The 11,526-nt window shown below is 54.1% G+C and carries 8 protein-coding genes; 1 reads left to right on the top strand and 7 read right to left on the bottom strand.

What is annotated here, in order from left to right; translation table 11 throughout:
- Positions 1-273: 273 nt before the first annotated feature.
- The 7 genes from msrA to JW881_15015 all read right to left on the bottom strand — a co-directional run bounded on the left by msrA (position 274) and on the right by JW881_15015 (position 7,924).
- Positions 274-942: a peptide-methionine (S)-S-oxide reductase MsrA gene (gene msrA / locus JW881_15045; protein ID MBN1698831.1), complete on the bottom strand. Its 669-nt coding sequence runs from the start codon at positions 940-942 to the stop codon at positions 274-276.
- 10 nt (positions 943-952) lie between these two features.
- Complete coding sequence (gene msrB / locus JW881_15040; protein ID MBN1698830.1) at positions 953-1,477, bottom strand: peptide-methionine (R)-S-oxide reductase MsrB; 525 nt, start codon at positions 1,475-1,477, stop codon at positions 953-955.
- A gap of 101 nt (positions 1,478-1,578) precedes the next feature.
- Positions 1,579-3,417 carry a redoxin domain-containing protein gene (locus tag JW881_15035; GenBank protein MBN1698829.1) on the bottom strand — a complete coding sequence of 613 codons (1,839 nt, stop codon included), beginning with the start codon at positions 3,415-3,417 and terminating at the stop codon, positions 1,579-1,581.
- Between the two features lie 82 nt (positions 3,418-3,499).
- Positions 3,500-4,972: a HAMP domain-containing histidine kinase gene (locus tag JW881_15030; GenBank protein MBN1698828.1), complete on the bottom strand. Its 1,473-nt coding sequence runs from the start codon at positions 4,970-4,972 to the stop codon at positions 3,500-3,502.
- On the bottom strand, positions 4,969-5,691 hold the full coding sequence (locus JW881_15025; protein MBN1698827.1) for a response regulator transcription factor: 723 nt from the start codon (positions 5,689-5,691) through the stop codon (positions 4,969-4,971). Before JW881_15025 ends, JW881_15030 begins: the two co-directional genes overlap by 4 nt.
- Positions 5,692-5,806: 115 nt before the next feature.
- Positions 5,807-6,175, bottom strand: a complete 369-nt coding sequence (locus JW881_15020) for a hypothetical protein (GenBank protein ID MBN1698826.1) — start codon at positions 6,173-6,175, stop codon at positions 5,807-5,809.
- 441 nt (positions 6,176-6,616) lie between these two features.
- A complete protein-coding gene (locus JW881_15015) occupies positions 6,617-7,924 on the bottom strand; it encodes a hypothetical protein (protein ID MBN1698825.1) in 1,308 nt (435 codons plus the stop codon).
- A 306-nt stretch (positions 7,925-8,230) separates the two neighbouring features.
- Between JW881_15015 and carB the strand changes: the two genes are divergently transcribed.
- Positions 8,231-11,515 (top strand): carbamoyl-phosphate synthase large subunit, encoded by a 3,285-nt coding sequence (gene carB / locus JW881_15010; GenBank protein MBN1698824.1) that lies wholly within the window; start codon positions 8,231-8,233, stop codon positions 11,513-11,515.
- Positions 11,516-11,526: the final 11 nt, after the last annotated feature.

Raw genomic sequence — 11,526 nt, 5'->3', positions numbered from 1 at the left:
GGCTCCACATACATGACGTCCTCTGCGCTTATCTCCGCCCAGCCCATGGGGTCCCCCTTCCGCCACCGTTCCATGGCGTTTTTTTCAAGCGAAAGGATGGCATCATTCATCGGTTTATCTCCTTACCAGAGTTCACACGCGACAAAGAAATGCGCGTGCTTTGTATCTCATGACGACCGGGATCATCCTATCAGATGTTCGGGAATATGACAATCACGATCGAAAGCCGGATTCAACACAAGAAAGCCGCCTCTTGAGGAGGCGGCTTTCTGTTTACCGTTTTTTTACCAGCCCCGGAAACTCGGTTTCGAGTCGTTTCACTTTGGGCAGGTCCCAGAACACGATGTACGGATAATCCGGATTCTTCTCCATGAAATCCTGATGGTAGTCCTCTGCCGGATAAAAGGCTTCGAACGGAACGACCCGGGTCACGATTCCTCTTTCGAACACCCCCGCTTTATCGATTATACCGATATATTCCCCGGCTATCCGTTTCTGTTCGGCGCTCGTGTAAAAGATCGCCGAACGGTACTGTGTCCCCCTGTCCGGCCCCTGCCGGTTGAGCTGGGTCGGATCGTGGGCGACGAAGAAAAAGACCTTGAGGAGGGTCCCGTAATCGACAATGGCCGGATCGAATGTCACGCGAACCGATTCGGCGTGTCCCGTCGTCCCGGTACTGACCGTTTTGTAATGGGCGGTCCGTGCCTCGCCCCCCGCGTAACCCGATTCGACATCGATCACCCCCGAAAGGCGTTCGAAGACACCCTCGACCCCCCAGAAACAACCGCCCGCGAAGACCGCGGTTTCAGTGGATCCCGGTGTCGCAGGTTCCGTGCCGGGCGGTTCAGGAACTGCCGCAAAGAGGCTGTCTTCTTTCGGTATCAGAAATAGCAGTGCCGCAAAAACAAGCACCGTTATCGTTATCGCTATTGCCGCTTTCATATATTCCTCCTTATTTTTTAAAAGAACCTGTATATTCGCCGAAGCCGAATTCTTCCAGTCTGCCGGCCGGAATGAACATGAGCGCGGCCGAATTGATACAGTACCGCAGTCCCGTTGGTGCGGGACCGTCTTCGAACACGTGTCCGAGGTGGGAGTCCGCCGCCCTGCTTCTGACCTCGGTACGGACCATACCGTGGGTAACGTCCCTGTGTTCGACAACATTTTCAGCGATGAACGGCCGCGTAAAACTCGGCCATCCCGTCCCGGAATCGAACTTGTCCCGCGAACTGAAAAGGGGTTCGCCGGAGACGATATCGACGTAGAGTCCTGATTCATGATTGTTCCAGTATTCGTTCCGAAAGGGCGGTTCGGTTCCGTTGTTCTGCGTCACATCGAACTGAAGTGGCGTCAGCCGTTCCATCAATTCCTCCTTCGACGGTTTTACGCCCGTCCATTCGATCTTCCTCGGCGCGGTATGCCCGTTATCGCCGGCGCCGATGCACGACACCGTGGTAATCAAAAGAAATAATCCCATAAACACGTTTATTATATTATCCATAATCCAATTCTCCTTTCCGATTTCCGCCTCAAGCGAAAATAAAATTCTCTTCATACAATGTACAACAGAACGTCATTTTAACCAAAGGTAACGGTGAACAACCTCAACCTTCCCCTGACCGCGCATTTCATGACACGCTGTTTCCGTTCCTGAAACTCAACCAGTTGGTAAAGCCTGCTTTCTAACGGCCCGAGCACGCCCCCTTTCACATCGGGGGTGTCCGGGGGCACGGCCCCGTCGACACTCACCACGATTTCACCGCCGGAGGCTTCCGGTTCGACGACCAAAAACACCTTTTTCGCGTTGAAACCGATGTAAAGCCCCCCCGTGGATTCGGGAATGACGTAATCTTTCCTGATCGTCCACTTTCCCGAAAGCGACCATTCCCCGTTCGACGGAGAAGCGGACCCGCCGTAATCAAAAACGGTATCCCCGGCAAACGAATCCCGGTCGAGAAATCCGCGCGTCCTGCCGTAGCCGAGATAGATTTCCGGAGTCCCTGCCGTCAAGACGTGCTCTTCCCCGGACCGTTCCCGCCCCGGTTTTCTTCCCGTTTCTTCGATCAGCGCGCGGATTACCCCTTCCTGGTCCGCGTAGTCCCCTTCACCGAAGTGAACGTACCGCACATGTCCCTTTGCATCGATATAATAGTGTGCGGGCCAGAACCGGTTGTCATAGGCGTTCCATTGCCGGTAATCGTTGTCGAGAACGACCGGCCAGGTGACGCCGATATCCCCTATCGCTTTGGCCACGTTCGACCGGTTTTTTTCAAACTCGAACTCGGGTGTATGAACACCGATGACGAGAAACCCGTCATCCCGGTAGGCGTCATACCACTTCTTCAGATACGGGATTGACCGGATACAATTGATGCAGCTGTAGGTCCAGAAGTCGACGAGAACGGGCCTGCCCCCGAAGTCCGCCATGACGGGCGATCGGGGGTCGCTTTCCTCCATCCCGCTTCCTTCCGCGGGGGACGGAGGCGTGATTACATCGGTTTTATCCAGATTAAACCACACACCCCCGGCGACGATTTCGGGGGCTTTTCCGAAGTCCTTCATGATCCCCTGTTCATAGGACCGGGCCGGTGAAAAATCCCCGCTTCCCGTCATCATCATCGCCCCCCCTCCCGTTTTTCTTTCCATGAGGGCTTCGGTTACGGGATGAGTGTTTTCAATCGCGGTCAATCCCTCGCCGTAACCCGGAAAAAGATCCAGTAGCCCCGCCTGAAGCTGCCTGTCCAGCCCGAATCCTAAAGCGATACCCGTTGAGATCATCAGCACGCCGAAAATCTTTTCCAGCTTCGCGGTATTCCTCGAAAGAAAGGGAACCCGTTCGATCAGGGTTCTGCCGCCGAACATGATCGCGAGCATCGGAATCGAGGTGCCGGCTGAGTATGAGAGGGTGACGAACACCGATCCGATATCGATCCTGCTTGTCAGCGCGAGACTGATGACCGAGGCCATGATCGGGCCGACACAGGGGGTCCAGACCAGTCCGAGGCTGATCCCCAGGGGAAGCCCGGCGGCGAATCCCCGTATGCCCGTCTGCGGCCCGTCCCCCACTTCTTCCGGCTGCGGTTTCCGGCGTCCGAATTTCGCGATCCTCGATGCCGCCCTCCCGAACCACTCGTGAAACCGCGGGACGATCATTGTAAGGCCGAAGAGGATAATCAGGATAACCGCGGCAATCCGGAGGACATCCGCCGGAATGCCGAACAGCCTGACGATCTGCGTCAACGCGAGGGTGAAAAAGGTGAAGCTCGCCGTAAATCCCGCGACAATCCCGAACGAACGCAGCCTGCTTTTCCCCACACTCCCGGAAAGGATCACGGGGAGGAGGGGAAAAATGCAGGGAGAGAGGATCGTGACGATACCGGCCAGAAACGCGAAACCGATAAGGACTATCATAATCACACCCTTCCTTTCTTTATTCGCTTGCACGAATAAATTTAGAAAGGAAGTATCACAAAAGTGTCACAAAAGGGAAAAAAAAGAATCACGATCGGGAGGGGGCGAGGGTAAAAAAGAAACGTGTTCCTTTACCGGGCTCGCTTTCCACGGACAGAAGGCTTCCGTGGAGTCCGGCGATCTGCCTGGCGATGGCAAGACCCAGTCCGGTTCCGCCCGGCGGTGCGGCCGGGCCTTTTTGTGCCTTGAAGTAGCGTTCGAACACATGGGGGATATCCTCCGGTTCGATACCGCTTCCCGTATCGATCACCGAAACCTCCGTCCCATTTTGGCCGCCCGAAAGCGCAAGCCGGACGGAACCGCCTTTAGGCGTAAAGCGGAGGGCGTTCTCGATAAGGTTGGTGATGAGCCGTTCTATCATGCCGATATCGCCGTCGACCGTATCCGCTTTGCCGTCGGTCTCGAGAAGAAGGGATATTCCGGCCCGTTCCGCTTCGGGTCTGAGTTTCAGCACGATATCCTGGGCGAGTTCCCCGAGCCGGAAAGTTTCCTTGCGGGGCTGCATCTGTTTCGTTTCGAACATGACCAGGTCGAAGAGTTCCTCGACAAGCTGCTTTAAACCGGAAACGTTTCGAAGCACGATCTCGAGGTACGCTTTCCGTTTTTCCGGGGAAAGTGAAGTGTCCTTGATGATTACGGTTTCAAGGTATCCGCGGATCGAGGTGAGCGGGCTGCGGAGGTCGTGGGAGATATTGGCGATCAGTTCCTTTCTGAGCCGTTCGGCCATTCTGAGTTTCTCCACGCCAGCCTCGATTTCAGCCGCCATTTCATTGAACGCCCGGCCGAGCCCGCTGATTTCATCGCTGCCCCTGACGGTAAGGCGGTACGAAAAGTCCCCGTTTTTAAACGCGCCCGCGGCCTGAGAAAGCGACGTGATCCGCCGCGTGAGGAGGAAGAAGAGGGAAAGCCCCGCGGCCAGTGTCGTCAGAAGCGCAAGGAGGAACGTGATGAATCCTGCGCGCATATAGTATGAGTCGCGTAGGGTGTCGAACACCCGCTCGTAGCTTTCTCCCCCCAGGATGATATAGACATACCCGTCGGCGGTTCCCATCCGGAGGGGCGCCGCGGAAAAGGGCTTCGAGCCCCTCATGCTTCGCGGATCGTCTCCAAGAATAAGCCGTTTTCCACCGCTTCGGATAAACTCCCTGACGGGCTCAGGATCGATCTTCCGCCGCACCACCATTTCGCCTGGGTGGGTGAAATACGTAAGGATCACACCGTTTACGTCGAGGAGATAAATCTCCACCATCGGATTGAGGACCATCATGTAATGGATGGCGGCCTTGATACGGTTTTCATCGAACCCTTCGGAAACGAGGGGTTGAATTTCCATCGCGATGCTTTTGGCGTATCCCGAATTGAAAAACTGCTCCGCTTCGTCGAAGAGATGGCCCGCCAGGTTGAAGGCGATCGCGATACTTCCCGCCCCGAGGAGAACGATAAGGAGAAGAAAGATCACCGAAAGACGCGCGTAAAAGGAACGGAATACCGGTTTCATCATTCGATTTCCCCTGCTTCGGAAAAACGGTACCCGATACCCCATACGGTTTTCAGGTAGTCCGGATGCGCTGGATCTTTTTCTATCTTCGCCCGGAGTCTGTTGATATGGGAATTGACCGTATGATCGTAGCCTTTATACTGGTATCCCCAGACAAGCCGGAGCAGGTCCGAACGGCTGAAGGCCCTGCCCGGATTCCGGATAAAAAGGGCGAGAAGATCGAACTCCTTGACGGTCAATTCGATTTTTTTACCGTTGAGGGTCACTTTCCGTTTGTCGAAATCGCACACGAAACCGCCGAACCTGACGATCCCGTTCCCATCCGGTTCGCAGGCGGTCTCCCTGTCCGTTCTGACGCGGCGGAGCAGGGCCCTGACCCGCGCGACCAGTTCGCGGACGCTGAAGGGTTTTGTCAGGTAATCGTCAGCCCCGATTTCGAGTCCCAGCACCCGGTCGATCTCGTTCGATTTTGCCGTGAGCATGAGAATCGGTGTGCGCGGATCCTTCTCGCGAATGCGCCTGCACACGGCGAGGCCGTCCATTCCGGGAAGCATGAGATCGAGGATAATACAGTCATAGGGTCCTGCGAGGGCCTTTTCGAGGCCGCTTGAGCCGTCGGAGCACCGTTCCGTCGTGTACCCCGCGTCCTCGAGGTGGATCCTGATGACATCGGCGATCTCGTGGTCGTCTTCTATAATAAGGATTTTTTCGGTTTCAGCCATATCATCTCTAAGGTAAAGGTATCCGAAAGGAAGCATATTGACAACAGACAGCATGGATATTAATAATATCACCCGGCTTCATGAAATTTTTTAGTGGCAGTTCCTTTCATCACTGTCAATAATTGTCAATTTCGACCGAATTATCGGAACAAAAAAGCAGCCATAATAACAGTTTAAAATCATCCTTTGTGTATTGCGGCCTCCTGAAAAAGTTGGAACCACCGGAGCGACGAACCAGGAGAGGTCCCTCTGATTTAAAGGAAGTGATTTTTATTTTCCTTGTATCATTGACATCCCAATTGATGAGTCCTGCAACCTCTTCAATGGAGATATGTTTTTGCCCTTTAGGAAACTTTTTATATATTTCACGCGCTTTTTTGTCATCAAGCCGTATAAATTTTGCCTGAACGCGCGGATTTTTCGCTAATGTCACCAATAAAAACAGAATAAGCGCGAAAATACCGAAATATAGCAATGCTTCCATATTCTATTTATCCTCCTTCAGGTAAACCCGTTATTTCCAATTAATATTATTCACCTGTACGACATATGTCAATTTTGACATATCACTATTATAATAAAAGAATTTTACACGAAGTACCCGAAGATAACGAAGATTTTTTTAAAGGCACATAAAGGGGAAACTATCTTTTTATTTTATAGAGAATTATGATAATAACCACTTTGTTTCTATTCTATTAGCTAAAGGTGACATGACATATAGATAGTATAAAAAGACAGTTTAGGGGTACTCATATTTACGATTTTCGCTTCGCGGCCCGGGCTACCCGAAGCCCTTCGTATTAAAATATTATTGGAATGTAATAGCGCAGCTTCATTTTTAGTCCACGGTCCCCTCTCCCTTCCGTGTCCTTCCGTGCCTTTCATGGTTGTTCTTCTTTTCCGCCGCGTCGCATCGGCTTTATCAAAAAGAAATGGCAACCCCCAGATCGACTGAAATCGAATCGAGTTCGAGGCTGAGCGAGTCCCCGTACGGGGTTTTTCCCGGTATCCATTTGCTCGCGGCAAAAGCCGCATCATCTTCATCGGAAGCGATATTGACCCCGCCCAACTCGAAGCCGTACGGGTCGCTGCCGAAGGTTTTTTTATACAGCACGCCCGCGGAGAGAAGCACCCTTGGTGAAATATAGTATTCCACTTTAAAAGCCCCGATCACACCGGTAAGCAGCCCGTTTCCCGAGGTCATGACGATATTTTCCCGTCTGTAGCTTTCTTCCAAGTCCGGTTCCGCGGGTTGTTCGTCGAAACCATACTCCCCGACGTAAACGGGAAAGTTGGTCAACTCGAGTCTGGCGTTCCAGAAACCCAGAAGACCGCCGCCCCCGGCCGAAACGGTCAGCCGTTTAATCGGATTGAACACGAAAAACACCTGAAGATCGAGATAATACTGATTGTATTCCACATTACAGTGAGGCAGATCGGTATTCGAGAGACCTGTGATTTCATAATAAGATTTCAGCACCTCACTGTTGTCGTAGTCGGGTGAAGCCGGATCGAAGGGGCCGAACTGAAACTCGGTCCAGGCGGTGTGGGACGCGACTGAAAGCTGGAGAAAGTTCCACGGCCTGTAGAAAACACCGGCGTGTACGTCGACGAGCAGGGGGGCGGATTCGATATGCGGCGGGGCTCCCGCGATCAGGATATCCGTGGTTGTCCCTCCGCTGAACCCGAGCCCGTACCTGAACACGTAGCTGTACCGCGACGACCGCGATTCGCCGATCAGTTCCGATTTTTCCATGGCCACTGTCTCGGCCCCGATCACCACGGCCGTCTCGACATCGATGAGCCGGGCGTTCAGCAAAAATGCGTCCCCCGCCTCAGTGATACTCCCCGCGATGAAATAGGCGGCGCCGGTGAGGCTGCCGATCCTGAGGGCGTTCTCCGAGGAGGCGAGATCGGAAAGGGAAAACTCGATTTCCTCGATGATCCGGTCCATGTTTTTACGCTCCGTGAGGATGAAGGCGGTCGAATTGACGACCTCGTTTCTGATCAGTTCCTCCATGACCGCCCCCAGATTATGCTTCCGGGCGAGTTCCCCCGATTCGATAAAGGGGAGGACGGCAAGCGGCCTTTTCAGATAGATGTCTTCCCTGCTTTGCGCGTACTGTTTTATAAGCGAAGAAAGCAGGGTGACGACGTCTCTCCTGATATCTGCGGAAACGAATCCCAGACAAAACACAAGAAGGAAAAAAGAAAGTATTATTTTTTTCATATCTAAAGTTATACCATTCCACGGCTATATTTTCAAATCTTTTTATTTCATATATACCGTGCATATCATTTCCGGCATTCGCCTTCAAATCGCGCGGGCCAAGCTTGACACGAAAGAAAATAAAGGGTATGTTTTCACCGAGGAAGCAAAATGGAACACCGTGGGGGTGATATAAACCCTCACCCCGCCTTTTCCCCCCGTCATGTCCGGCCGGTATTGAAAAAGGCCGTATGATATCGGAGGGGGCCGCATTGAGGATGCAGCAAGACAATTGTTATGATTCTGAATCGTTATTGAGGAATACCGATGCCACGAAGAACGGACATCAAGAAAATCATGATCATTGGCTCAGGCCCGATCGTTATCGGCCAGGCATGCGAGTTCGATTATTCGGGCGTCCAGGCATGCAAGGCGTTGAAGGAAGAGGGTTTCGAAATCGTCCTCGTCAACAGCAACCCGGCAACGATCATGACGGACCCGGATTTTGCCGACCGTACCTATATCGAACCGCTGGATACTGAAATTCTCAAAGAGATAATCCGCCGCGAACGCCCGGACGCGCTTCTCCCGACCCTCGGCGGACAAACAGCGCTGAACCTCAGTCTGGATCTCCACGGCAAGGGAATCCTCGGCAGGTTCAATGTCGAGATGATCGGGGCAAAGGCAAAGGTCATTGAAAAAGCGGAAGACAGAAACCTCTTCAAGCAGTCGATGCAGAAAATCGGACTTGAGCTTCCCGAAAGCATGTCCGTGCGCACGTTCGAAGAAGCGGTCGAATTCCGCGACAGTATCGCGAGGTATCCACTCGTTATCCGGCCCGGTTTCACCCTCGGCGGAACCGGCGGCGGTATCGCGTATAACGATGCCGATTTTAACGAGATCGTCCGCCGCGGACTTTTCTACAGCCCGACCTCCGAGGTGCTTATCGAGGAGTCGGTTATCGGGTGGAAGGAGTTCGAACTCGAGGTGATGCGGGACAACAAGGACAACTGCGTCATCGTCTGTTCCATCGAAAACCTCGATCCCATGGGCATCCACACGGGCGACAGCATTACCGTGGCGCCGGCCCAGACCCTCACGGACAGGGAATACCAGCTGATGCGCGACGCGGCGATCGCCGTCATGAGGGAAATCGGCGTGGACACGGGGGGCTCGAACGTCCAGTTCGCCGTCAATCCCCAAGACGGCAGGCTTCTCATCATCGAGATGAACCCGCGCGTTTCCCGTTCGAGCGCCCTCGCGTCCAAGGCGACCGGCTTCCCGATCGCGAAAATCGCGGCAAAACTCGCCGTGGGCTACACCCTCGACGAAATCAGAAACGACATCACAAAAGAGACGCCCGCCTGTTTCGAGCCGGCAATCGATTACGTGGTGACCAAAATCCCGCGATTCGCCTTCGAGAAGTTCGTCGAAGCCGACGACACACTCGGGACACAGATGAAATCCGTAGGCGAGGCCATGAGTATCGGCAAGACCTTCAAGCAGTCGTTTCAGAAAGCGCTCCGGTCACTCGAAACCGGGCGCTTCGGTTACGGGGCGGACGGAAAAGACGGGCGTTACGAGCGGATGACGAATGAGGAACTCGATCGTGATCTGCACCGGCCTAACGCCGGCCGGGTCTTCGTGATCCGGGCCGCGTTCAAGCGGGGCTATGGTATCGAGAAAGTACAAAAACTCACCGGTATCGATCCCTGGTTTCTCGGACACATGGAAGAACTTGCAGCCTACGAGGAAGAAATAAAAACGGGGGGCGGGCTTTCCGGACTAAAAAATGATCCGGCGCTTTTCAGGCAGGCCAAGGAGTTCGGGTATTCGGACAGACAGATCGCCTTTCTCCTCGGGACGAACGAGGATGAGGTCCGCAAAGCCCGGTTCGAGATCGGGCTGCTTGCATCCTACGGCAGGGTCGACACCTGCGCGGCAGAGTTCGTCGCCTTTACCCCCTACCTCTACTCGACCTACGGGGAGGCAAGCGAATGCCCGCCTTCGGACAGGCGCAAAATCATGATTCTGGGCGGCGGTCCGAACAGAATCGGGCAGGGCATCGAGTTCGATTACTGCTGCGTCCACGCGGCGTTCGCCCTGAAGGAAGCGGGGTTCGAAACGATCATGGTGAACAGCAATCCGGAAACCGTAAGTACGGATTACGACACGAGCGACCGGCTTTATTTCGAACCGCTCACCCTCGAAGACGTCCTCCATATTTACCGGCGGGAACAATGTGAAGGAGTGATTGTCCAGTTCGGCGGCCAGACCCCCCTGAACCTCGCCCGCGCGCTCAAGGAAAACGGCGTGCAAATCATCGGGACCTCCCCCGAAAGTATAGAGGCCGCGGAGGACAGGGACCTTTTTCAGAAAATCGCGCGGAAACTCGGCGTTCGGCAGCCGGAAAACGGTATCGCCGTCTGCGTCCGCGAGGCCCTGAACGTGGCCCATACCGTCGGGTACCCGGTTCTCATGCGACCGTCGTTCGTCCTCGGAGGAAGGGCGATGGTCATCGTGCACAACGACGAGATGCTCGAAAAATATATGGCGGAAGCGGTCGAGGTCTCGGAAGAACGACCCGTGCTGATCGACCGCTACCTCGAACAGGCGGTGGAGGTCGATGTGGACTGCATATCCGACGGAAACCGGACCGTGATCGGTTCCATAATGGAGCACATCGAGCTGGCCGGCATTCATTCAGGCGACAGTTCGTGTACGATACCCGCGACAATTCTCTCCGAGGCCGCGCTGAAAACGATCCGCGAGTACAGTTACGCCCTTGCCGAGGAACTCGGGGTTTGCGGACTCATGAACATACAGTACGCGATCAAGGACGATGTCGTCTATGTGCTCGAGGTCAATCCACGCGCCTCGAGAACCATCCCGTATGTCAGCAAGACCATCGGTGTGCCCCTGGCGAAACTCGCGGCGCTCGTCATGGCAGGCTTCAGCCTTGACGAACTGGGATTCACCGGCGAGGTGATTCCCCGTTATTATTCGGTAAAAGAGGCGGTTTTTCCCTTTGTCAGGTTTCCGGGTATCGACATCGTGCTGAGTCCGGAGATGAAATCGACCGGGGAGGTCATGGGAATCGACACGAATATCGGGATGGCGTTCATAAAAAGTCAGGTCGCGGCGGGGAACGTCATTCCCTCTTCCGGGAAGGTCTTTGTCAGTGTCAGGGATGAAGACAAGGATGAGATCGTCCCCCTGGCGCGCCGGCTTGTCGAACTCGGGTTCAGCATCTACGCGACGCGGGGAACGAGTACGGTGCTTCGCGACAATGGGATACGAAGCCAGGCCGTATTCAGGATTTCAAGCGGCAGGCCCAATATTATCGATCTCATCGAGGAAAAAAACATAAGCTGGCTTATCAACACACCCTCGAGCGGAATCAATTCGATGATCGATGAAATAAAGATGCGCTCTCACGCCGTTATCCGAAAAATACCGATCACGACCACATTGAACGGCCTGCGGGCCGCCATCAACGGGATCAAATCCCTCAGGGAAACGGAACATATGGAGGTATGCAGTCTCCAGGAATACCACAGACACGCGCCCCGGATCAACCTTAAACCCCTGAAAAATACGGTACAGGCATAACGGGGACTTGA

It is taken from the genome of Spirochaetales bacterium (genome assembly GCA_016930085.1).
Lineage (GTDB): Bacteria > Spirochaetota > Spirochaetia > SZUA-6 > JAFGRV01 > JAFGHO01.
The sequence above is the reverse complement of the archived record's forward strand: the minus strand, read 5'-3'. Positions and strand labels throughout refer to the sequence as shown.

Coding starts and splice junctions, on each gene's coding strand:
- JW881_15020 (MBN1698826.1), bottom strand. CDS start 6,175: ATGGAAGCATTGCTATATTTCGGTATTTTCGCGCTTATTCTGTTTTTA.
- JW881_15025 (MBN1698827.1), bottom strand. CDS start 5,691: ATGGCTGAAACCGAAAAAATCCTTATTATAGAAGACGACCACGAGATC.
- JW881_15030 (MBN1698828.1), bottom strand. CDS start 4,972: ATGATGAAACCGGTATTCCGTTCCTTTTACGCGCGTCTTTCGGTGATC.
- msrA (MBN1698831.1), bottom strand. CDS start 942: ATGAAAGCGGCAATAGCGATAACGATAACGGTGCTTGTTTTTGCGGCA.
- JW881_15015 (MBN1698825.1), bottom strand. CDS start 7,924: ATGAAAAAAATAATACTTTCTTTTTTCCTTCTTGTGTTTTGTCTGGGA.
- carB (MBN1698824.1), top strand. CDS start 8,231: ATGCCACGAAGAACGGACATCAAGAAAATCATGATCATTGGCTCAGGC.
- msrB (MBN1698830.1), bottom strand. CDS start 1,477: ATGGGATTATTTCTTTTGATTACCACGGTGTCGTGCATCGGCGCCGGC.